At 75.6% G+C, this 22,180-nt stretch carries 15 protein-coding genes; 8 read left to right on the forward strand and 7 right to left on the reverse strand.

Annotated features, from left to right (window positions below; genetic code table 11):
* Positions 1 to 24: 24 nt before the first annotated feature.
* The 3 genes from ACN265_RS16430 to ACN265_RS16440 are packed head-to-tail and all read right to left on the reverse strand — an operon-like array spanning position 25 to position 10,311.
* On the reverse strand, positions 25 to 3,570 hold the full coding sequence (locus tag ACN265_RS16430) for an amino acid adenylation domain-containing protein (protein WP_421408445.1): 3,546 nt from the start codon (positions 3,568 to 3,570) through the stop codon (positions 25 to 27).
* A 58-nt stretch (positions 3,571 to 3,628) separates the two neighbouring features.
* Positions 3,629 to 6,811, reverse strand: a complete 3,183-nt coding sequence (locus ACN265_RS16435) for a thioesterase domain-containing protein (protein WP_421408446.1) — start codon at positions 6,809 to 6,811, stop codon at positions 3,629 to 3,631.
* Positions 6,808 to 10,311 (reverse strand): AMP-binding protein, encoded by a 3,504-nt coding sequence (locus ACN265_RS16440; RefSeq protein WP_421408447.1) that lies wholly within the window; start codon positions 10,309 to 10,311, stop codon positions 6,808 to 6,810. The genes ACN265_RS16435 and ACN265_RS16440 overlap by 4 nt, the downstream gene beginning before the upstream one ends.
* 449 nt (positions 10,312 to 10,760) lie before the next feature.
* Here ACN265_RS16440 and ACN265_RS16445 point away from each other — a divergent pair, with 449 nt between their 5' ends.
* The 3 genes from ACN265_RS16445 (at position 10,761) to ACN265_RS16455 (ending at position 13,050) form a co-directional block, all read left to right on the forward strand.
* Complete coding sequence (locus tag ACN265_RS16445) at positions 10,761 to 11,465, forward strand: CBS domain-containing protein (RefSeq protein ID WP_421408448.1); 705 nt, start codon at positions 10,761 to 10,763, stop codon at positions 11,463 to 11,465.
* A gap of 261 nt (positions 11,466 to 11,726) precedes the next feature.
* Positions 11,727 to 12,341: a methyltransferase domain-containing protein gene (locus tag ACN265_RS16450; RefSeq protein ID WP_204924615.1), complete on the forward strand. Its 615-nt coding sequence runs from the start codon at positions 11,727 to 11,729 to the stop codon at positions 12,339 to 12,341.
* A 103-nt stretch (positions 12,342 to 12,444) separates the two neighbouring features.
* Positions 12,445 to 13,050 (forward strand): class I SAM-dependent methyltransferase, encoded by a 606-nt coding sequence (locus ACN265_RS16455; protein ID WP_204924616.1) that lies wholly within the window; start codon positions 12,445 to 12,447, stop codon positions 13,048 to 13,050.
* Positions 13,051 to 13,128: 78 nt separating this feature from the next.
* Here ACN265_RS16455 and eccB read toward each other — a convergent pair whose 3' ends face one another.
* Positions 13,129 to 14,511: a type VII secretion protein EccB gene (gene eccB, locus ACN265_RS16460; protein ID WP_421408449.1), complete on the reverse strand. Its 1,383-nt coding sequence runs from the start codon at positions 14,509 to 14,511 to the stop codon at positions 13,129 to 13,131.
* 183 nt (positions 14,512 to 14,694) lie between these two features.
* On the opposite strand from eccB, the gene ACN265_RS16465 reads away from it, so the two are divergent.
* Both ACN265_RS16465 and ACN265_RS16470 read left to right on the forward strand, forming a co-directional pair.
* A complete protein-coding gene (locus ACN265_RS16465; RefSeq protein ID WP_204924618.1) occupies positions 14,695 to 15,423 on the forward strand; it encodes a spermidine synthase in 729 nt (242 codons plus the stop codon).
* 80 nt (positions 15,424 to 15,503) lie between these two features.
* On the forward strand, positions 15,504 to 15,683 hold the full coding sequence (locus ACN265_RS16470) for a hypothetical protein (RefSeq protein ID WP_145920419.1): 180 nt from the start codon (positions 15,504 to 15,506) through the stop codon (positions 15,681 to 15,683).
* A gap of 41 nt (positions 15,684 to 15,724) precedes the next feature.
* On the opposite strand, the gene ACN265_RS16475 is transcribed toward ACN265_RS16470, so the two are convergent.
* A complete protein-coding gene (locus tag ACN265_RS16475; protein ID WP_204926506.1) occupies positions 15,725 to 16,045 on the reverse strand; it encodes a DMT family transporter in 321 nt (106 codons plus the stop codon).
* Positions 16,046 to 16,360: 315 nt separating this feature from the next.
* Between ACN265_RS16475 and ACN265_RS16480 the strand changes: the two genes are divergently transcribed.
* Both ACN265_RS16480 and ACN265_RS16485 read left to right on the forward strand, forming a co-directional pair.
* Positions 16,361 to 17,374: a hypothetical protein gene (locus ACN265_RS16480; protein ID WP_421408450.1), complete on the forward strand. Its 1,014-nt coding sequence runs from the start codon at positions 16,361 to 16,363 to the stop codon at positions 17,372 to 17,374.
* A 94-nt stretch (positions 17,375 to 17,468) separates the two neighbouring features.
* Positions 17,469 to 18,479 carry an Acg family FMN-binding oxidoreductase gene (locus ACN265_RS16485; RefSeq protein ID WP_420118031.1) on the forward strand — a complete coding sequence of 337 codons (1,011 nt, stop codon included), beginning with the start codon at positions 17,469 to 17,471 and terminating at the stop codon, positions 18,477 to 18,479.
* A 53-nt stretch (positions 18,480 to 18,532) separates the two neighbouring features.
* Here ACN265_RS16485 and ACN265_RS16490 read toward each other — a convergent pair whose 3' ends face one another.
* On the reverse strand, positions 18,533 to 19,678 hold the full coding sequence (locus tag ACN265_RS16490) for a fatty acid desaturase family protein (RefSeq protein WP_377685170.1): 1,146 nt from the start codon (positions 19,676 to 19,678) through the stop codon (positions 18,533 to 18,535).
* Between the two features lie 13 nt (positions 19,679 to 19,691).
* Positions 19,692 to 20,783, reverse strand: a complete 1,092-nt coding sequence (locus ACN265_RS16495; protein WP_204926510.1) for a ferredoxin reductase — start codon at positions 20,781 to 20,783, stop codon at positions 19,692 to 19,694.
* Between the two features lie 83 nt (positions 20,784 to 20,866).
* Between ACN265_RS16495 and ACN265_RS16500 the strand changes: the two genes are divergently transcribed.
* Positions 20,867 to 22,108 (forward strand): PucR family transcriptional regulator, encoded by a 1,242-nt coding sequence (locus ACN265_RS16500; protein WP_421408451.1) that lies wholly within the window; start codon positions 20,867 to 20,869, stop codon positions 22,106 to 22,108.
* The last annotated feature ends 72 nt before the right edge of the window (positions 22,109 to 22,180 follow it).

Consider the following 22,180-nt stretch of genomic DNA (forward strand, 5'->3'; position numbering starts at 1 on the left):
CAGGCGGTGGGGAGGGAGGCGGCGTCACGGTTGGTGCGGTCGGCGGGGTGGCGGGGTACGACGGGTCCGGCCGCGCCGGGCGGCGGCGCGCAACGCGGCGCGGGCCAGCTCGGGTCGGTCGGCGGCCCCGTCGAGGCTGGCGGCGAGCGCCCGGACGGTGGGGTGCCGGAACAGGTCGAGCATGGTGATCGACCGGCCGGTGGCGGCGGTCAGCCGGGCGTGCACCGCCGCCAGGGCCAGCGAGTGCCCGCCGATGTCGAAGAAGTTGTCGGCGACCCCGACCCGGTCACGTTCCAGCACCTGCCGCCAGATGCCGGCGATCAGCTCCTCGGTCTCGGTCAGCTCGTCCGGCCCGGTCGGCACCGGCGCGACCGGGGCCGGTGCGGCGGCGGCCACGGTCATCGCGCCCAGCGCCGCCACCCGGACGGTCGGCCGGGGCAGTGCCACGGCCACCGCGTCGGCCGGGGTGTGCGGGTCGGCGGCGAGCGCGCCGACCAGGTCGGCGAGGTCGGCCAGGAGCGCGTCGATCCGGTCGGCGTCGAACAGGTCCGGGTTGTAGACCACGTCCACCCCGCACCGGCCGTCGCGCTGCACCACGTAGACCGTGATGTCGAACGGGGAGCCGGGCTTGGGCACCGGCAGCGCCTCGGCGGTCAGCCCGGTCAGCGTCAGCCGGGGCGCGGTGAAGTTGAGCACGTTGAACAGCACCTGCACCAGGGGCGCCCGGGAGGTGTCCCGGCCGACGCCGAGGGTCTCGACGAGTTTCTCCAGCGGCGCGCCCGGGTGGGCGGTCGCCTCGTGCAGCTCGGCGGCGCACCGGTCGACCAGTTCGGCGAACCCGACCCCGCCGGTGCCGCCGGTCGTGCCGTCGGTGCCGGTGCGCAGCCGCACCGGGACGGTGTCGATGAAGAAGCCGACCACGTCGTCGAAGGCGGCCAGCCGGCGGTCGGCGACGATCGCCCCGACCACGTGGTCGTCGCCGCCGGTGAGCCGGCGCAGCAGCTCGGCGAACCCGGCCAGCAGCACCGCCGCGACGGTGCTGCCGCGCCGCTCGGCCAGATCCCGCACCGCCCGGTCGGCGGTGGCGGTCAGGGTCACCGCCGCCTCCGCGCCCGCGTACGTCTGCACGGTCGGGCGGGGACGGTCGCGGGGCAGGTCCAGCACGGTCGGCACGCCCCGCAGGTGCTCCGCCCACCAGGTGAGGTCGGCGGGACCCTGCCGGCGGTCCCGCTCGTCGCGCCACACCGCGTAGTCGGCGTACGACGCGGACAGCGGCGGCAGGGTCGGCGACGTGCCGGCGACGGCGTGCGCGTACCCGGTGGCCAGGTCGGCGTAGAGGACCGCCTCGGACCAGCCGTCGAAGACCGCGTGGTGCATGGTCATCGCCAGCACGTGCTCGTCGGGGCCGAGCCGGTAGACGGTCACCTGCCAGGGCGGGCCGGTGGCCAGGTCGAAGGCGTGCGCGGCACCGGCGGCGAGCATCCCGGCCAGTTCGGCCTCCGCGTCGGCACGGCCGGTCAGGTCGACCACCGGCACCGCCACGTCGGTCGGCTCCTCGCACACCGCGTAGGGCACCCCGGCGGTCTGCGGGATGCGCCAGCGCAGCACGTCGTGCCGGGTGGCCACGGCCCGCAGCGCCGCGCCGAGCGCACCGGTGTGAAGCGGGCCGCGCAGCCGGTGCGCGACCGCGATGTTGTAGGGGGCGCTGGAGGGGGCGAGCTGGTCGACGAACCACAGCCGGCGCTGCGGCGGGGACAGCGTCGGCGGGTTGCCGGTGGTCAGCCCGTCGGCGTCGGCGGGCGCGGCGGCCCGCAGCCGGGCGGCCAGCGCGGCCGGGGTGCGCCCGGCCAGCACGTCCCGGGTGTCGACGTGCCGGCCCAGCTCGGCGCGTAGCGCCGCGACCAGCCGCATCGCGGCGATGGAGTTGCCACCGGCGGCGAGGAAGTCGGTGTCCGGGGCGGGTGCCGCGCCGAGCAGCCGGGTCCAGACCCGCCGCACGACCCGCTCGACCGGGTCGGCCGGCTCGTCGGTCGGCGCGTCGGCGGGGGCGGCGGTCAGCGCGGCGTCGGCCAGCGCGCGCAGCGCCGGCCGGTCCAGCTTGCCGGTGATGGCGCTGACCGGCAGGTCGTCGCGGCGCAGCAGCCGCGCCGGCAGCATCGCGGCGGTCAACCGTCTCCCGGCGTACGCCCGGACGGCGTCGTCGTCGGGCGCGGTGGCCGGGGTGAGGAAGGCGACCAGTTCGGTCCCGGCCGGGCCGGGCACCGCCTCCACGGCCACCCGGGCCACGCCGGGCACGTCGGCGAGCACGGCCTCCACCTCGCCCAGCTCGATCCGCTGGCCCCGGATCTTGACCTGCCGGTCGGCCCGGCCGAGGTAGACGATCCGCCCGTCGTCGGCCTGCCGGACGAGGTCACCGGTGCGGTAGAGCCGCTCGCCGGGCAGCCCGGAGAACGGGTCGGGGACGAACCGGTCGGCGGTCAGGCCGGGCCGGTTGAGGTAGCCGTCGGCCAGTCCCGGCCCGCCGATCAGCAGCTCACCGGTCTGCCCCGGCGGCACCGCCCGCAGCCCGTCGTCCACCACGTACGCCCGGTGGTTGGGCAGGGGCAGCCCGATCGGCACCGGGTCGGTGTCGGCGGCGGTCAGCTCGCCGCTGACCGCCAGCACGGTGGTCTCGGTGGGGCCGTAGCCGTTGAGCAGCCGTCGGCCCGGCGCCCAGCGGGCGACCATGTCGGCGGGGACGGCCTCGCCGCCGCAGAGCACCGTCCGCCAGCCGGGCACCCGGGCCGGGTCCAGCATGGACAGCACGGTCGGGGTGATGAAACCCCAGTTCACGTCGTGGGCGACGATGAACCGGGCCAGCCGGTCCGGGTCGGACCGGTCGTCGCCGCCGAGCAGTTGCACGCTGCCACCGAGCAGCAGCGGGACGAACAGGTCGATGCTGGCCGCGTCGAAGCCGAGCGAGGCGATGCCGAGGCTGCGGACCCCGGCGTCGGCGGCGCTGAGCGCGGCGCAGCCGGTGACGAACTCCACCACGTTGCGGTGGGTGGTCAGCACCCCCTTGGGCCGGCCGGTGGAACCCGAGGTGAACAGCACGTACGCCGGGTCGCCGGCCCGCGCCGGGCAGGGCGTCAGCGGAGCCGGGCCGCTGGCGGTGACCACCTCGACGCCGGGGGTGTCGGCGAACTCGACCGCCGCCGCGTCCCCCACCACGAGCGTCACCCCGGCGTCGGCGGCGATCTCCCGCAGCCGCTGCCGGGGGCCACCGGGCTCCAACGGCACGTAGCAGCCCCCGGCGAGCAGCACGCCGAGGACGTCGACCACGAGGTCGGGGTGGCGGTGGGCGCAGATCCCCACCCGGGTCTGCCGGCCGACCCCCCGGGCCCGCAGCGCCGCGGCCAGGCCCGCCGCCCGGCCGACCAGCTCCCGGTAGGTGAGCCGGTCGTCCCACTGGCGCACCGCCACCGCGTCCGGGCAGCGGGCCGCCCGCTCGACGATCAGGTCGGCCAGCGTGCCGTCCGGCCAGGGCAGATCTTCCCCGGTGACGGCACTGATGGACAGGATGTCGGTCACGTCGCTCCCCGTACGGTTGCTGGTGCGGTACGCCCCACCGGGCGGACGGTGTGCCGGTTCACCGGTCGTCCCGGGCGGTGTCGTCGACCACGTGCAGGCGCAGTTCGCTGAGGTACCGGCGGCCGGCGGCGTCGGGCACCCAGGCGTCGTCCGGGCCGGGCAGCATCTCGCTGACCGTCAGGGAGACCTCGGTGCCGTCCCCCATCCGGGCCGCCCGCACCATGGCGCAGAACATGTTCGCGAAGGCCGGGCTGCTCAGGTCGGCGTAGCAGGGTTTGGTCTCGCTGCCGAGCTTGACGTACACCTGCTCGGGCAGGTCGAGGCGGCGTCGCCAGGCCCGCACCGCGAGGAACCGGTCACGTTCCCCGGCGGCGTCGGCCAGACCGCTCTCCCCCACCGTGGTGCGCCAGGTCCGCCGGGCCACCACCAGCCGGTCGATGGTGACCCGGGGGGTGTAGGGGGCGGCGGCGACCAGCTTGAACCCGTCCACCGCGTGGGCGCTGAGCAGTTCACCGAAGACCTCGGTCAACGGCCAGCTCTCGCCGTCGGCGGCGGTGGCGACCAGCTCGCCGTCCCGCTCGGACACGGTGAGCGCCACCGTGGGCAGCACCCGTGCCGGATCGGCCCCGGGCGCCGCCGCGAAGGCCAACTGCCGGTCGCTGGGCCCGGCGAGGGCTTCGGCGGTCCGGCTGGTCCGCCGTGGCCAGTCGGTGGGGTACAGCAGCCGCAGCCGACGCCCACCCAGGTCCGTGGTGAGGGCGTCCCGCAGCCGTTGCGGGTCGGGGTGGGCCGGGATGAACACCTCGCAGTCGAAGGACGCCCACGCGGCGTGCAGTTCGCCGAGCACGACGGTGTACTCCCCGCGCGCCAACGCCGCCGCGTCCCGCGCGCAGAGTTGCAGGTCGGGGCTGTGCAGGACGGCCTTGGACCAGCGCGCCGGGGCCGCCGGGAAGACCTCGTCGACGCGGTCGGCGAGATCCGCGGCGGCGAGGCGCACCTCCCGGGTACCCGGTGGCAGCCCGGCGAAGCCGAACAGTCCCGCCCAGCGGGCGGCGAAGTCGGCGGCGACCGCGTCGACCGGCCGGTCGCCGGTGCCCCAGAACAGTCCCTGGGCGAGGTACCACAGGTCGGCCAGGGAGACGGGGGCGTCCCCGGCCTCGCCGCGCAGTTCGTCGTACAGCTCACGGAAGACCCGGTCGTACGCCTGGGCCAGGGCGGCCACCATCCACCGGGCGGCGCGCAGCAGCACGTCGAGCGGCGCGGCCAGGTCGGCCAGGAACGGGGCACCGAGGGTGACGTCGAGGTCCCGGGCGGTGTCCTCGTGGCAGAGGGTACGGCCGGCGTACATCCGGCCCTCCCGACGCCGGGGCGACCGCCCGGTCAGCTCGGTGAAGGTGGCGTCGAGGGCGTCGAGGGCGAGGCCCAGGCGGTGCGGGTCACCGGCCGCCGCGGCGACGGCGTCCCGGGCGGCGGTGAGCCGGTGCAGCCCGGACCGGGCGGCCAGTCGGGCCGCCGGATCGCCGACGGCGTCGATCCGTGCGCGCAGCACCTCCTCCGCGGCCGGGCTGACCGGCAGGGCCGCGTCCCAGGTGAGCAGCTCCCGTTCGACGAGCCGGTCGAGCAGCGTGTAGCCGTCCTCGGGCCGACGAAGTCCGATGGCCGGGTCGGCGACCAGGTCGTGGGCGGGCCGGCGGCCGTCGACGGCGGCCAGCAACGCGGCCTCCACCGGTGACAGCGCCACCGGCGGTTGCCCGGGACGCAGCACGCTGCGCCCGCGCACCGCGACCTGCGGGGCCAGCACCGGCGGCCACCAGCGCCGGACGGCGAGTTCGGCGCCGATGCACTCGGCGTACTCGTCGAGGGCCCACGACTCGAATCGGACCCACCGTCGCCGGGTCAGTTCGGGGCCGACCCGCAGCCGGGCGGTCTCCGGCTGCGCCGGGTCGACGGTCACCCAGCAGCTGGGGCCGAAGAAGCCGACCGTCTCGTTCTTGCCGCAGTACCGCTGCCAGTACTTGAGCAGGGCCCGTTCCCGGTCGCGACGGCGCACGTTGCGCGACGCGTCGGGACCGCCCCGGACCAGGCCGTCGAAGGCCACCAGCGCGCCCCGGTTCTGCCAGGTCACCGCCTCGCGCAGCAGCGGGTCGGCGGCGAGTTCGGTGAACCGCTGCCCGGCGGCGCGGACGGCCTCGTCGAACTCCTTGTCGAAGCGTTCGACGCCGCCGCCGGTGGCCAGCAGTTCGTCGGCGAGCTCGGCGGCGGCCGGGGCGGCGAACAGGGCGAGGCCGTCGGCCGGGAAGCCGGTGCTGCGCAGGATCGCGTCGCGCCACACCGACCAGCCGGTGTCGCCCAGCGGCACCCGGTGCTCGGGCGTACCGGCCGCCGGCACCGACCCGGCGGACCCCGGGTCGCGGCCGGCACCGGCCGCGACCGGGTCCGCGTGGGGCCCGGCGGTGGTGCCCGCCTCACCCGGGGAAACCGGGCCGCCGGCCGGTGCGGGAGCCGGGGAGTCGAGGGCGGCGGTCAGGTCGGCGCGGATCAGGCCCAGCAGCTCGGGCAGCCGGTCGTGCAGGAAGAAGTGCCCACCGTCGAGTTCGTGCAGGGTGAAGCCGGCGGCGGTGTGCTCGGCCCAGGCGGCGCTCTGTTCCCGGCTGACCGCCCGGTCGTGCCGCCCGGCGAACGCCACCACCGGCACCGGCAGCGGCGCCCCGGGGGCGTACCGGTAGCTGTCGACCCGGCCGAAGTCGGCGCGCAGCAACGGCAGCAGCAGCTCCACCAGCTCCGGGTGGTCCAGCAGGCCGTCGGGCAGGCCGCCGCCGGCGGCGAGCCGGCGCAGCAGTTCGTCGTCGTCCACCCGGGACAGGCCGTCGAAGAAGCTCGCGGCGGTGACGTGCGGGGCGCGGGCGCCGCCGACGTACAGCCGTACCGGCAGCTCCCGGCCGTCCCGGCGCAGCTCCCGCACCACCTCGAAGCCGAGCCGCCCGCCCATCGAGTGCCCGTAGATCGCGTACGGGCGGTCGGCCCGGTCGGCGATGGCGGCGGCCAGCTCCGCGACGGTGAAGTCCGGGTCGTCGCCGATCCGGTTCTCCCGGCCGGGCAGCTGCACCGGCAGCACCTCCACGTCCGGGCCGGCCTCCGGCTGCCAGCGGCGGAACGCGCTGGCTCCGCCCCCGGCGTACGGCAGGCAGAACAGCTGCGCCGGTGCCTGGGGTCGGCTTCCGGGCGAGACGAACCAGTTCACCGTGCGCCTCTCTGCGGTGGGTCGATCCAGTGCCGCCGGCGCTGGAAGGGGTAGCCGGGCAGCCCGGTGCGCCGGACGGTGCCCTCGGGGTGCAGCGCGGCCCAGTCGACGTCGCGGCCGGCGACCCAGCCGGCGGCCAGGTCACGCAACGCCCCCGGCGCGCCGGCCACGGTGGCGTCGGTGGCGAGCAGCTCGTCGAGTCCGGCGACCGCCTCGGCCAGGTCGGCGGCGACGACGGCGGCCCGCCTGGCGAAGGGCCGCCGGCCCAGCGCCAGGGTGGCGGCCACCTCGGGCAGCGCCGGTCCGACACCGGCGAGGTGGTGCCGCAGCCGGGTCAGCGCCGCCCGCAACGCCTGCGGGGTACGCGCCGACACCGGCAGCAGCCAGGCCCGTGGGGGCGACGGCTCGGCCGGTACGGCAGGTGGCGGCTGCTCCACGACCACGTGCGCGTTGGTGCCGCCGAGCCCGAACGCGCTGACCCCGGCCACCCGGCGCGGCGCGTCCGGCCAGTCCCGCGCCTTGGTGGGCACGTAGAACGGGCCGCCGGCCAGGTCGATCTCCGGGTGCGGGCGGGTGAAGTGCAGGTTCGGCGGGATCACCCCGTGCTGGACGGCCAGCACCGTCTTGATCAGCCCGGCGATGCCGGCTCCGGCGTCGAGGTGACCGATGTTGGTCTTGACCGCGCCGAGCGCGCAGGACTCGGCGGGGGCGGCCCCGCCGTACACCTCGTGTAGGGCGGCGACCTCGATCGCGTCGCCCAGCGGCGTACCGCTGCCGTGGGCCTCGATGAAGCGGACCTCGCCGGGGGCGACCTCGGCGGCGGCCAGCGCGTTCGCGACGGCGGCGGCCTGGCCGGCGGGGCCGGGCACCGCGAAGCCGGCCCGGTCGGGGCCGTCGTTGGTGACCGCCCAGCCGGGCAGGACGGCGTAGATCCGGTCCCCGTCGGCCTGGGCGTCGGCGAGCCGGCGCAACGCGACCACGCCCACCCCGGAGCCGAAGCCGGAGCCCTCGGCGGCCTCGTCGAAGGCGCGGCAGCGGCCGTCCGGGGAGGCCAGCCCGCCGGGGGTGGCCCGGTAGCGGGGCCAGGTGACGTTGACCCCGCCGGCGAGGGCGATGTCGCACTGGTAGTCGGCGAGGCTCTGGGCGGCGGTACAGACCGCGACCAGCGAGCTGGAGCAGGCGGTCTGCACGGCCACCGCCGGCCCGGTCAACCCGAGCCGGTACGCCACCTGGCCGGGCAGGTGGTCGGTGGACTGCCGGCCGATCAGCCGGGCCTCCCAGTCGTCCGGGTCGACGTCGCCGACCACGGCCGGATTGTCCATCAGGTGGAACAGGAAGTAGCGGTTGGCGGAGGTGGCCGCGTAGACGCCGACCAGGCCGGGGAAGCGGGTCGGGTCGTGCCCGGCGTCCTCCAGGGCCTCCCACGCCGTCTCCAGGAAGAGCCGGTGCTGGGGGTCGGTCCGGGCGGCCTCCTCGTCGCCCATGGCGAAGAACTCGGCGTCGAAGTCGGTGACCCCGTCGAGCCGGCCGGTGGCCCGCACGTGCCGGGGGTCGGCGCGCAGCCGGGGCCCGATACCGAGGGCGGTCAACTCGACGTCGGAGTGGTCGTGCACCGAGTCGACGCCGGCGCAGACGTTCCACCAGAAGGTGGCGGCGTCGGGTGCGCCGGGGAACCGGCCGGCGAGCCCCACCACCACGATCTCGTCGCCGGTGTACTCGCGGGCGGCGACCGGTGGCGCGGTCGGGGTGGGCAGGATCGGCGCGGGGAGCGGGCGGGTGCGCGCCGCCGTGGCCGGCGCGGCGTCGACGCCCGGGTCGAGCAGCCGGGCCTGGGCGGCGATCGTCGGGTGGGCGAACAGCCGCACCATGGGCAGCGTCGCGCCGAACCGGTCGGCGATGCGCTGCTGCACCTGGCCGAGCAGCAGGGACTGTCCACCGGCGTCGAAGAAGCTCTCCTGCCGGCCGACGGCGTCGCGGCCGAGCACCGCGCACCAGATCTCGTGCACGGCCCGCTCGGTGTCGGTGGCCGGTTCCTGTCCGGCGGGGACCGTCCGGGGCGGGTCGGGCAGTGCCCGCTCGTCGATCTTGCCGGTGACGGTGAGCGGGAACGCGTCGAGGACCAGCACGGCGCGGGGCAGCGCGTAGTCGGGCAGCTGTCGGGCGAGGGCGGCGCGCAGTGCCGCCGGGTCGAGGTCGCCGCCGGCCGGCACGGCGTACGCGAGCAGTGCCCCGTCGCGGGCGATGGCACGCACGGCGGCGACGCCGGGCTGCGCGGCGAGGACGGCCTCGACCTCGGTCAGCTCGACCCGGAATCCACGCACCTTGACCTGGCGGTCGAGCCGGCCGAGGCAGACCAGCTCCCCGCCGGGCAGCCACGCGCCCAGGTCGCCGGTGGCGTAGGTGGGCGTCCCGTCGGGGTCGGCACCGAACCGGTCGCTGTGCTGGCCGAGGTAGCCGGGGGCGAGGTGCGGGCTGCGCACCACGATCTCGCCGGAGTCGGCCAACCGCAGCGTGTAGCCGGGCAGTGCGGTGCCGATCGGCAGCGGGCCGGTGCCGGTCGGGTCGGCGTCGGCCAGCGGCAGCGCGTACCGGGCGGCGAACGTCATCTCGGTGGCGCCGTAGCCGTTGACCAGCACGCATCCCGGTGCGAACCGGTCGCGCCCCCGGGCGGCGTCGGCGTGCGTGGCCTGTTCGCCGCCGAGCAGCACCACCCGGATGCTGTCCAGCCGCCGTTCACCGAGGGTGTCGAGCAGGAACCGGTAGACCGTCGGGGTGGAGTGGTAGACGGTGACCCGGTGCCGGGCGAGCTGCCCGACGGCGTACGCCAGGCCGTGCCGCCGCAGGTCGACCGGGACGACGGCGGCCCCGGTGAGCAGCGCCGGATAGAGGTCGGGGATGGCCGCGTCGAAGCTGAACGAGGCGAGCAGGCTGAGCCGGTCGGCCGGGCCGATCGCCAGGGTGCGGATCTGGTTGTCGACGACGTGCCGCAGGTTGCGGTGGGTCTGCGCGACGGCCTTGGGGGTGCCGGTGGAGCCGGAGGTGAACAGCACGTACGCCGGGCTGTCGGGGTCGACCGGGAGGGGGTGCAGCGCGGCGGTGGCGGCCGGGTCGAGGACCAGCACGCGGGTGCCGGGTCGGGTGGCGCACAGGGCGTCGGCGAGGTCGCGGTGGTCGGGGGCGCAGGCGACGACGCGCACGTCGGCGGCGGCGAGCATGTGCCGGAGCCGGTCGACCGGGAACCCGGGGTCCAGCGGCACGTACACGCCACCGGCGGCGAGGGTGCCGAGGACGGCGGCGATGGTGCCGGTGCCGTGCCCGGTGAGCAGGGCGACCCGGTCGCCGGGTCGGACGCCGGCCGCGGTGAGCGCGACGGCGTGCCCGCCGACGGTGGCGGCCAGGGCGGCGTAGCTGACCTCGTGGGTCTCGCCGAGGATCGCCGGGTGGTCGGTACGGGTGGCCGAGACCTCGGCGAACTGTTGGATGATCGTCGGTTGCGCCATGTCAGCGGATCGGCTCGACTCCACTGTGGGCAGCCGTGCGGGAACAGCCAATTGTGATCATGATCCCCCCCAGGACTTCACAATGGAAGCAGAATAGGACGACATCCGGCCGAGGAAAGATCATCGATCGGAGTCGGACCGAAGGGCCCACCGCCCCCTGAAGATCGGACGGCGAAAATCGGCCGATCATCCCCCTAGCGCGAAAAGGAGTTTCAGCCTAAGTGTCTACCGACAAGTAATTTTGCGGCGAAAGGGCTTGCAAACCGGCTATTTTCCACCATGGACGGGACCTTAACGCCTGGTCAGGTGGGGTGCCGCAGCCGCGGGCCCCCGCCATCCTAGGGTCGCCCGACCAGCTGGGACCTCCGGCCCGCCCCGATCCGGTCCTGCGCCCCTGCCCCACGCCCCGCCCGGCACCTAGCGTCGGAGGCGGGACCGAGGAGGACGCCATGCGGACGTGGCAGGTGCAGGACGTGATGACGGTCGACGTGCTCACGGTGGACGAGGACACCGGGTACCGGACGGTGGTGGACCTGCTCACCGCCCGGCACGTCACGGCGGTGCCGGTGGTCGACGACACCCGGCGGGTGCTCGGCGTGGTCTCCCAGGCCGACCTGCTGCACAAGGTGGAACGGCTCGGGCAGCCGCACCGGCGGCGGGTACTCCCCGGCCGCCGCACCCGCACCGCGTGGGCCAAGGCCGCCGCGACCCTCGCCGGGGACCTGATGACCACACCGGCGGTCACCGTCTCCCCCGGCGCGACCCTCGCACAGGCCGCCCGGACCATGGACCGGCGGGGCGTCAAGCGGCTGCCCGTCGTCGACGACCGGGGCCGCCTCGTCGGCATCGTCACCCGGGGCGACCTGCTGCGGGTCCACCTGCGGCCGGACGCCGACATCCGCCGCGACGTCGTCACCGACGTGCTGCGCCGGGTCCTCGGGGTGCCCGACGGCACCGTCGACGTGACCGTGCACGGCGGGGTGGTCACCCTCACCGGCCAACTCGACCGGTGGTCCACCGCGCACCTGGCGCTGCGCCTCAGCGCGCAGGTCAGCGGCGTGGTCGAGGTGGTCGACGCGCTCGGCTACGCCGTCGACGACGCCCCACTGGCCGCGCTGCGGGCCGGCGGAGTCACCCCGGCCGGCGTCGCCTGACCCGGGGACGACTGCCCCCATCGGCGGCACCCGGCCCAGGGATGCCGACGCCACCGACCCCGCCGACCGACACCCAGGGTCGAACCCGGCGACACCCTGTGTCACCAGGGCCGACCCGCCGCCCGTGGGGGCTGACGATGGCCGCCCGGGTCCGTAGCATCTGTCGGGTGTCCGCGTCGGCGCGGACACCCGACGGCCGGCGGCGTGTCCCCGCACGCGCGCCGGGTGGCGACGTTTCCGCGACGGGCAGAGAGGCCGGCGATGAGTCGAGCAGAGCAGGACACCGCGGCGGGCACCGAGGGTGAGGACTACACCCAGCGGTTGCAACGCCTCGGTGGCGCGCGCTGGAAGCAGGTGCTCGACGTGCAGGCGCCCTACCGGTGGAACCTCCAACGGCTCGAACTGGGCCGCACCCTCGACGTCGGCTGCGGCCTCGGCCGCAACCTGGCCAACCTGGGCGAGGGCGCGGTCGGGGTGGACCACAACCCCACCTCGGTGGCACACGCGCGGGCGGCCGGGCTGGAGGCGTACACGATCGAGGAGTTCCACCAGTCCCCGCACGCCCGGCCCGGCGCCTTCGACGCGCTGCTCGCCGCCCACCTGCTGGAGCACCTGCCCGCCGACGCGGCCCTGGAGGTCGTCTCCAGCTACCTGCCGTTCCTGCGTTCCGGCGGCACGGCGGTCTTCATCACCCCGCAGGAGCGGGGATACGCCAGCGACGCGACCCATGTCCGGTTCGTCGGGTTCGACGAGGCCGCGCAGGCCGCCCGGGATCTCGGCATGACGGTGGTCAAGCAGTACTCCTTCCCGTTCCCCCGGTCGATGGGCAAGGTCTTCACCTACAACGAGTTCGTCACGGTGGCCCAGCTGCCCTGAGCCCGCCGCGCGACCGGGCCCGGGTCCCGCTTCGGGTCCCCGGGCCCGGTGGGCGCTGCCGTGGACGCCGCGGCACGCCGGGCCGGCCGGTTACCGTGGCGGCATGACCAACCCGACCCGGTGGGCGACCGAGACCGGCCCCGAACACTCCCAGTGGTACATCGACCGGTTCCGGCGGCTCGCCGCCGAGGGGGCCGACCTGGCCGGTGAGGCCCGCCTGGTCGACGCGGTCGTGGCCCCCGGCTCGCGCATCCTGGACGCCGGCTGCGGCACCGGTCGGGTCGGGGCCGCGCTCGCCGCCCGGGGGCACCGGGTGGTCGGGGTCGACGCCGATCCCGCCCTGGTCGAGGCGGCCCGCACCGACCATCCCGGGCCGCGCTGGCTGGTCGCCGACCTCGCCACGCTGGACCTCGCCACCGACGGCGAGGCGGAGCCGTTCGACGCCGCCGTGGTGGCCGGCAACGTGATGGCCTTCGTCGCCGCCGGCACCGAACCCGCCGTGCTGACCCGGATCGCCGCCCACCTGCGCCCGGACGGGGTGGTGCTCGTCGGTTTCGGCCTCGACCGGGGCTACCGGCTCGACCACTTCGACAGCGACCTGGCCGCCGCCGGCCTGCGGCTCGAACAGCGCTTCGCCACCTGGGACCTGCGCCCCTGGCGCGACGATGCGGACTTCGCCGTCAGCCTGCTGCGCCGCCCCACCGACTGACCGTGGTGCCCGCGTGGGCACCCGGACGGTGCTGCGGGGAAGGTTCGACCCCGGCGCACCGGCCCGGCAGCGGGCCGGTCAGGACGGGGCGGCGACCGCCCGGGCGGCGGCCGGATCGAGGGTGCTGCCGGCCGGGACGAGGCTGACCAGGCCGGCGGGCAGCCGGACCGGGGTGACCTCCCGGTAGCCGAGCATGCCGAGCACCCCCTCGTCGGCGAGCACGTAGCGCCGGCCAAGGTCGGTGACCACCGACACGGCCCCACCGTCGGCGCCCGGCGCGGCCACCGACTCGACGACCGCACCGCGCCCCGGCTCGACCAGCACCTGGTCGGCGTGCACCCCGCCCGGGGTGTCGGTGCCGCGGGCGGCGGTGAGATCCGGCACGACCGGGTCGACCCGTACCTCGCCGACCGTGCCGTCGTCGCCGATCCGGGCGCAGAGCGCGCCGCCGTCGACGCCGGCCAGGCGGGGCGGGACCGGTGGCGGCGCGGTCGGCCCGGTCGGCACCAGGTCGGGCAGCTTGGGCGACGCGGCGAACCGACCCAGACTGATCGGGGCCGGCTCGTCCTGGCCGGTGCGGGCCATCAGCAGGGCCGCCTGGAGTTCGGTGATGCCCGCCAGGCCGTCGCGACCGGCGACCGCGTACTGCCGGCCGCCGCCGGAGTTGCGGACCAGGTAGACGTCCCCGACCGTGGCGTCGGTGACCCCGGACGAGGGCTCGCCGAGGCCGGCCAGTGGCGGCGGGGCCAGGTCGACGCCCGCCGGCAGGGCGTTGAGCAGGGCCGGGGCGGCGGGGACCGCACGTTCCCGGGTGGTCGCCAGCGCGGCGAGCACCCGGGCGGTGTCGCGCAGCAGGTGCCGACGCTGGTGCCAGATCAGATGCAGCCCGCCGTCGGGGTGCCGGACCAGCACCGCCTCCTCGGTGAGCCGCCGCCCGCCGGTCGCCTCCCGGCCGATCAGCAACGCCGAACGGGGTACGGCCCGCGTCGCGTCGGCCGGCTGCCGCGAACAGACCGTCCACGGCGCGGTGGACAGCCGCCCCGCGGCCGGCAGCGAGTCCGGGGCGTCGGCGATGCCCAGCGGCAGCCCGCGCGGCACCCCCTCGATGGAGCGGCGGGACACCAGCACCGTCCGGGACCGGTCCGCGCCGACGATCAGCAGCGCGGAGGCGTAGTTGAGCACCGGGTGCAGCCGACCGTCGCGGTAGACGAACCGGGCCCCGGACTCCTTCTCGACGATCACCGCGCCGGTGTCGCGCCACGTCGACCCGCCCCCGACGAACAGGCCGTAGAGGGCGAATCCCCCCAGCCCGATCGCCGCCACCAGGACGCTGGCCAGCCCGGCGCCGGCCAGCCGGCGAAACGGCGACCGCACCGGGTCGGTCTCCCGCATCACCAGGGCGGCGACGGCCCGCTGCACGGTGAACTGGTAGGAGTGGAGCTGGTCCTGCCGCGACGGCATGGCGTCCCTTCCGCGAGTCCTCGGCGGACAGGATATGCGCTGCGTCGATGTCCCGTGGACCCTGCGTGGCGGCGTGACGGGACCACCACCGCCCGGCGACGCCTGCCCGCCGCGCGCCGCTACCATCGGCGAACCGGTCGTCCCGGTAGCATCCCGGCACGACGACGGTGGAGGGACGGCCCGGTGGGCGTGCGATTCGAGGAACTGGCCTGGCGGGAGACCCCGATCGGCGCGATCAGCCTGCGCCGGCGGCGGGAACCCACGCTCGACGTCGACGTCTACGAGGTGAAGCTCGACGACGACTACCTGATGTCCAGTCTCTTCCCGGTCGCCGAGATCGAACTGGCCCGGCTGGGGCTGGCCCCGATGGGCGACGGGCCGCTCGACGTGGTGGTCGGTGGCCTCGGGCTCGGCTACACCGCCCGTACCGCGCTGGAGGACGCGCGGGTGCGCTCGGTGCTGGTGGTGGAGACGATCGAGGACGTCATCGACTGGCACCGCAGGCAGTTGCTCCCCTTCGCCGCCGGTCTCGCCCCCGACCCCCGGACCCGGTTCGTCCGGGCGGACTTCTTCGCCGCGGTCGCCGACGGCACCGGTTTCGACCCGGACCAGCCGGGCCGCCGGTTCCACGCGGTGCTGCTCGACGTCGACCACTCCCCGCGTAACGTGCTGCACCCCAGCCACGCCGCCTTCTACACCCCCGACGGACTGCGCCGGCTGGCCGACCTGCTGCTGCCCGACGGGGTGTTCGCGCTCTGGTCGGACGATCCGCCGGACGACGCGTTCGGCCGGGTGCTGGCCGAGGTGTTCACCACCTGGCAGGCGCACGTCGTCCCGTTCGCCAACCCGCTGACCGGCGGGGAGTCCGCCAACACCGTCTACGTCGCCCACCGACGGCCCGACCCGCACTGACCCCGCTCCCGGTGACGTGCGGGGCATACGGCGGCCCGGAACGGGAAGGCTGCCCGGTCAGTGAGTCACAGGAGGTGGACATGCGGGCCATGCTCTGGGTCGTCGGTGTCGTCGGCGGCGCGCTCATCCTGCTCGGGCTGCTGCTGGAGGCGGTCCGTTGGCTGGCCATCATCGGCCTCGTCGCGCTGCTGGTGGTGATCGTGCTGGCGTTCGTGCGGGGGCGGCAGGTGATGCACCGGCATTCCGCCGGCCGCCGCTAGCGGTCACGCCGTAGCCGGCCGCCCCTGACGGGGCGGCCGGCTCAGTGCGTCCCGCCGAGGTTGAGCACGACCACTCCCCCGATGATCAGGCCCACCCCGACCACCTTCGTCAGGCTCAGCGGCTCGCCGAGGAAGACCGCGCCGACGGCGACGATCGCGGCGGTGCCGAGCCCGGACCACATGGCGTACGCCACCCCGACCGGGATGTCCCGGACCGCCAGCGCGAGCATCCCGAAGGCCAGCAGGTAGGCCACGGCCAGCCCGACCGTGGGCCAGAGCCGGGTGAACCCCTGCGTCGCCTTGAGCAGGCTGGTGCCGCCCACCTCGGCACCGATCGCGATCAGCAGGAACAGGTAGGCCATCGCTCTCCCTCCACCGGTGCCCCGATGATCCCGCACGGACGGGCCTCCCGCCGCCGTCCCACCCACGGAGCGCCCGGCGCGCCGCTCGACCACGGCGGGATGCCCCCGGCGTGCGGGAAGCCGTGGCGCGGGCCGCCCGGCGTGCGGGCGGTCGCGTTTCGGACAGCGCGTAACCCGGCACCCGGCTCGCCCGTCATACAGGCGTCACCGACGCCCGGTCCACCGGGGTCGGCCGCACCGCACGACCCGCCCGCACCCGCCCCACCGGCGGGCGGGGGCGCGGTCCCCCCACCACCACGTCCGATCGGAGCCACCATGATCCGTCACCGTTTGCTCGCCGGGGCCGTCGTCGCCCTGCTGACCGCCGTGCCGGGCCTGCCCGGCACCGCCGCCGCCGGACCACCGCGCGGCGACGGTCTGCGCCCGTGCGCGCTGCGTCCGCTGCCCCTGCCCACCGGGGTGGCCCACGGCCGGGCCACGGCCGTCGATCCGACCGGGCGGTACGTCGCCGGCATCGGCACCCGGATCACCGACGGGGTGTGGGAGCCTGCGCTGCTGCTCTGGCAGGGCTCCCGGGTCACCGCCGTGGACACCGCGATGGCCGAGGAGGTGGTGGGCGTCAACAGCGCCGGGGTGGTGATCGGCAACGCCTACGTCACCGCGGTGCAGCGGCCGTGGCGCTACCAGGGCGGCCGGCTGACCGACCTGCCCGTGCCGGGAAGCGTCTCGGGCGCCTGGGTCACCGGGATCAACGGGCGCGGGGACATCGTGGGGTACGGCGCGGTGGAGGAGACCGAAAGCACGATCCCGTTGCGCTGGCCGGCGGACCGGCCGGGCACGGTCGCGACGATCGGCACCCCGCCCGACGGGGCCGCCCTCGCGGTGCTGGACGACGGCACCGTTGTCGGCTCCGCCCGGGCGTCGGCGGGATCGTCGTCCTACGCCGGCTGGGTGCTCCACCCCGACGGGCAGCTCGACCGGCTCACCGTGCCCGGCAGGTCGAACGCCTGGGTGCTCGCGGCCCGGGACGGCTGGGCGGCCGGCGTCACAGCCGACGACCCCGACGGACAGCAGCACCCGGTGCGGTGGGAGCTGGCCACCGGGCGGGCCACCGTCGTCGACCCGGCGGTGCAGCCGGTGCAGGACGTCACCGCCGGTGGGGTGGTGCTCGGCCTGCGGGCGGTGTGGCACCCCGACGGGGTGACGCCGCTGCCGGGGGCGGTCGACGGGTTCCCCGGGGTGCAGGCGCAGGCGATCGCCGACACCGGCACGACGGTCGGCTGGACCACCACCGACCGGCTCACCCCGGTGCGCTGGACCGGCTGCTGACGGGCCACCGGCCCGCCCGGTCGGGTCCTGTGGCCCTGTCCGCGACCCGCGAGGCGGCGCAGGGTGGGGGCAGAGCGACCAGGAGGTGTCTGCGATGACCTCGCCGTCCACCCGGCCGGGCCCGGTGCCGACCGTACGCGAACTGACCGCCGCCGCCGAGCTGTCCCGGTACGCGCCGTCGGTGTTCAACACCCAACCGTGGCGCTGGCGGGTCGCCCGGGGACGGTTGGCGTTGCACGCCGACCCGACGCGGCAACTGGCCAGCACCGACCCGGACGGGCGACTGCTCACCCTGAGCTGTGGGGCGGTGTTGCACCACGCCCGGGTGGCGCTGGCCGCCGCGGGGTGGCGGGTCGAGGTCGACCGGCTGCCCGACCCGGCCGACCCGGGACTGCTGGCCCGGTTGCGGGCCACCGGGCCGGGTGGGCTGGACGTGGCCGCCGCCCGGTTGACCGAGGCGATCCCCCGGCGGCGCACCGACCGGCGGGCCTTCGGTGACCGGCCGGTGCCCGACGAGGTGCTGACCGGGTTGCGGGCGGCGGTCGAGGCCGAGGGCGCGCACCTGCACGTGGTCCGGACCGACCAGATGCCGATGCTGGCCGTGTCGACGGGCCGGGCGGCCGACGCCGAGCTGGCCGATCCCGGCTACCGGGGGGAGCTGCACCGGTGGACCCACCGGTCGGTCGGCAGCGGTGACGGGGTGCCGACGAGCACGGCGGTGCGGCCGGCGCCGCGCCGGGTGCCGCTGCGCGACTACGCGCCGGGCGACGCCGCCGGGTTGGCCGCCGGCGCCGACTTCGACCGGGGCGCGGCGTACGTGATCCTGTTCGGTGACCGGGACGACCCGGCGGGGTGGCTGCGCGGCGGCGAGGCACTGTCGGCGCTGCTGCTCACCGCGACCGCGGCGGGGCTGTCCACCGCCCCGATCAGCGACACCATCGAGCTGGCCTGGCCGCGCCGGATGATGCGGGAACTGCTCGCCGACGTGGGCGAGCCGTACCTGGTGGTCCGGGTGGGGTGGGGGCCACCGGCGGCGGAGCTGCCGGCGGCTCCGCGCCGCCCGGCGGCCGAGGTGATCGAGGTCGACGGGGACGGGGACGACTGACCGTCCGACGCCGGCCCGGCGTCGTGCCGGGCCGGCGTCGGGACCGGGTGGGCTCATACGCCGGAGGTGGCGAGCACCCGGGCCGGGGGTTCGTCGGTGGCCGGCGGGGCGGTCTCCCGGTTGGGCAGCGAGAGCCGGATGACCTTCCACCAGGCGGAGGCGACCTGCTTGGGCAGCGGGCCCGTGGTGTAGGCCAGCCCGTACCTGTCGAACAGCGCCCGCACCTGCGGGGCGATCTCCTGGTAGCGCTTGCTGGGCAGATCGGGGAAGAGGTGGTGCTCGATCTGGAAGGACAGGTTGCCGGTCATGATGTGCAGCAGCCGACTGCCGCTGATGTTGGCCGAGCCGAGCATCTGCCGCAGGTACCACTCGCCCCGGGTCTCCCCCTCGATCGACGTCTTGGAGAACGTCTCGACCCCGTTGGGGAAGTGGCCGCACATGATCACCGAGTGGCTCCACAGGTTGCGGAGCAGGTTCGCGGTGAAGGTGGCGGCCAGGGTGGTGAGGAAGGACGGGCCGGACAGCAGCGGGTGGATGACGTAGTCCTTGAGCACCTGACGGCGGATCTTGCGGCCGACCGCGCGCAGCCGGGCCCGGAACTCGGGCGTCTTGTGCCGGCCCTTGCGCAGGTTACGGCCCAGCTCCAGGTCGTACGCGGCGATGCCGTACTCGAAGAAGCAGGCGTTGAGGAAGTTCCACAGCGGCTGGCCGAGGTGCATCGGGTACCACTTCTGGTCCTCGTCGACGCGCATGATGCCGTACCCGAGGTCGTTGTCCTTGCCCAGCACGTTGGTGTACGTGTGGTGCAGCTGGTTGTGCGAGTGCTTCCACTGGTCGGCCGGGGAGACGTGGTCCCACTCCCAGGTGGTGGAGTGGATCTTCGGGTCGCGCATGAAGTCGTACTGGCCGTGCAGGATGTTGTGGCCGATCTCCATGTTCTCCAGGATCTTGGCCACCGTCAGGCCGGCGGTGCCGACCACCCAGGCCGGCGGGAAGAGCGAGAAGAGCAGCACCGCGCGGCTGCCCATCTCCAGGGTCCTCTGCGTCTTGATCACCTTGCGGATGTAGGCCGCGTCGCTCGCGCCGCGCTCGGCGAGCACCCGGTCCCGGATGGCGTCGAGTTCCTTGCCGAGCGTCTCGATGTCCTCGGCGCTCAGGTGGGCGATCGGGTTGACGGGCTTGTGCTGGATGACGGTCACGTCCGGCCTCCGGTCAGAGATCGATGTCGCAGGAGCCGGCCGCCGCCGACACGCAGGTCTGGATGAGCACGCCGTCCCCGGGGACGGCGGTGGTGAGTTCCCCGGTGCGCAGGTCCCGCACCGCGCCCTGACGCAGCGGCAGGACGCAGCCGTAGCAGATGCCCATCCGGCAGCCGGAGGGCATCAGCGCGCCGGCGGCCTCACCGGCGTCGAGGATCGGGGTGCCGCCGTCGGCGGCGAGGGTCAGGCCGGTCCGGGTGAAGGTGACGGTGCCGCCCTCGCCGGGTGCGATCACCGTCGGCCGGAACCGTTCGGTGTGCAGCCGGTCGGCGACGCCGGCCGCCGTCCAGTGCTGCTGGGCGGCGTCGAGCAGGCCGACCGGGCCGCACGCCCAGGTCTCCCGCTCGAGGTGGTCGGGGACCAGGGTGGCCAGTTCGTCGACGCCGAGCAGGCCGTCGCGGTCGGTGTGCCGCTCGACCAGCCGGATGCCGCCCTGCGCGGCCAGCGCACGCAGGTGCGCGCCGAACACGACGTCGTCGGGGGTCGGTGCGGAGTGCACCACGACCACGTCGGCGCGGGTGTGCACGCCGGCCCGGAGCATGCCCATCACCGGGGTGATGCCGCTGCCGGCGGTGAGGAACAGCACCCGGGTGGGGGCCGGGTCGGGCAGGACGAAGTCACCGAGCGCCTGGTCGAGCTGGACGACGGTACCGACCCGGGTCCGCCGGACCAGGTGGTTGCTGACCCTGCCGTCGGGGATGGCCTTGACGGTGACGCTGATCAGGCGGTCGGGGCGGTCGGGGGCGGAGGTCAGCGAGTAGGCCCGCCACTGGCGTACCCCGTCGACGTCGACGCCGAGGCGGACGTACTGGCCGGGGGTGTGGCCGCGCCAGTCGCGGCCGGGCCGGATGGTGAGGGTCGCCGCGTCCCGGGTCTCGGGCTCGACGGCGACGATCCGCCCGCGCAGGGCGGCCCCGGCGCGCAGCGGCGCGACCAGGTCGAGGTAGTCCTCCGGCAGCAGCGGGGTGGTGACCGTCTCGGCCAACCGCAGGAGCCGGTCCCGGACGGTGCTCTTCGCCGCAGGGTGCGGGACGGTGGTGGTCATAAACCCAGGATCCTCGCACTTTCGCATAACATCTTGACCAGGGAAGGTGAATCGGACGCGATAACTTGTTCGAAGGGAACAACATGTCGGAATCGGGGGCGACCGGGCACCTGGGTGGTCGACTGGAACTCGACGCACCGGTGGCCGCGCGGTTACGCGGCCGGCTGCCGATGGTCGCCGCGCACACCGTCACCACCATCACCGCCGAGGTCCCCGCCTACTCCGGCACGCTCACCGGCCAGATGCGCGAGAAGATCGAGAACGCGGTACGGATCGCGTTGGGCACCTTCCTCCAGCTCATCGAACGGGCCGGCGCGGAGACCGACCCGAGCACCCCGCTGACCCGGGCGTTGGAGGCCGCGTACGCGCTGGGCGCCGGGGAGGCGCGGGTGGGGCGGAGCATGGACGCGCTGCTGGCCGCGTACCGGGTGGGGGCCCGGGTGGCCTGGCGGGAGGTCTCCACCACCACGGTGCGCAGCGGGCTGTCCGCCGAGACGGTCGCCGAGTTCGCCGAGCTGATGTTCGCCTACATCGACGAACTCTCCGCCGCCAGCGTCGCCGGCCACTCCGACGAGCTGGCCAACGTCGGTCGGGCCCGGCGGCGCGACCTGGACCGGCTCACCCACCAACTGCTCGCCGGGGAACCGGAGGAGGTGCTGCGGCGCAGCGCCGAACGGGCCGAGTGGCCCCCGCCGCAGACCCTGACCGTGGTGGTGCTGCCCCGCAGCAGCCTGCGCGGGGTGCTCGCCGTGCTCCCGGCGCACACCCTGGAGAGCGGCGAGGAACCGCCCGGGGCGCAGTGGGCCGAGGAGGGGGCGCTGCTGCTCGTACCGGACATGCACGGTGGGCGGCGGCGGCAGCTCGCCACGGCGCTGCACGGGCAGCGCGCGGTGCTCGGGCCGGCCCGGCCCTGGGTCGCGGTGGCCCGGTCGTACGAGCGGGTGCTGAAGGCGCTCGCCCTCGGCGTGGCGTCACCGGCGGACGCCGCCGCGTGGGACACCGAGCAGCACCTGGCCCGGCTGGTGCTGCACACCGACCCGGAGGCGCTGGCCGATCTGCGCGCCCAGGTGCTCGCGCCGCTGGCCACGCTTCCGGCGGCGACCGCCGCGCGACTGGCCGAGACGATGCGTTCCTGGCTGCTGCACCAGGGCCGCCGCGACGACGTCGCCGCCGACCTGTTCGTGCACCCGCAGACGGTCCGGTACCGGATGGGCCGGCTGCGGGAGCTGTACGGCGACCGGCTGAACGAGCCCGGCACCGTGCTCGACCTGACCGTGGCGCTGGCGTTCCCCCCCGCCGAGGACACCGCGCCCGCCGACTCCTGAGCCGGCGCTCCGCACCGCTGCCTCCTCCCCCACATCGGACGGTCCACCGGCCGCGCAATTCCCACCGGACTC

It is taken from the genome of Micromonospora sp. WMMD730 (genome assembly GCF_049178955.1).
Classification (GTDB): Bacteria; Actinomycetota; Actinomycetes; order Mycobacteriales; family Micromonosporaceae; genus Micromonospora; species Micromonospora wenchangensis.

Bases quoted from the DNA above. Each gene is read 5' to 3' on its own strand.
- ACN265_RS16440 (WP_421408447.1), bottom strand. From the start codon at position 10,311: ATGGCGCAACCGACGATCATCCAACAGTTCGCCGAGGTCTCGGCCACC.
- ACN265_RS16445 (WP_421408448.1), top strand. From the start codon at position 10,761: ATGCGGACGTGGCAGGTGCAGGACGTGATGACGGTCGACGTGCTCACG.
- ACN265_RS16450 (WP_204924615.1), top strand. From the start codon at position 11,727: ATGAGTCGAGCAGAGCAGGACACCGCGGCGGGCACCGAGGGTGAGGAC.
- ACN265_RS16455 (WP_204924616.1), top strand. From the start codon at position 12,445: ATGACCAACCCGACCCGGTGGGCGACCGAGACCGGCCCCGAACACTCC.
- eccB (WP_421408449.1), bottom strand. From the start codon at position 14,511: ATGCCGTCGCGGCAGGACCAGCTCCACTCCTACCAGTTCACCGTGCAG.
- ACN265_RS16470 (WP_145920419.1), top strand. From the start codon at position 15,504: ATGCGGGCCATGCTCTGGGTCGTCGGTGTCGTCGGCGGCGCGCTCATC.
- ACN265_RS16475 (WP_204926506.1), bottom strand. From the start codon at position 16,045: ATGGCCTACCTGTTCCTGCTGATCGCGATCGGTGCCGAGGTGGGCGGC.
- ACN265_RS16480 (WP_421408450.1), top strand. From the start codon at position 16,361: ATGATCCGTCACCGTTTGCTCGCCGGGGCCGTCGTCGCCCTGCTGACC.
- ACN265_RS16485 (WP_420118031.1), top strand. From the start codon at position 17,469: ATGACCTCGCCGTCCACCCGGCCGGGCCCGGTGCCGACCGTACGCGAA.
- ACN265_RS16495 (WP_204926510.1), bottom strand. From the start codon at position 20,783: ATGACCACCACCGTCCCGCACCCTGCGGCGAAGAGCACCGTCCGGGAC.
- ACN265_RS16500 (WP_421408451.1), top strand. From the start codon at position 20,867: ATGTCGGAATCGGGGGCGACCGGGCACCTGGGTGGTCGACTGGAACTC.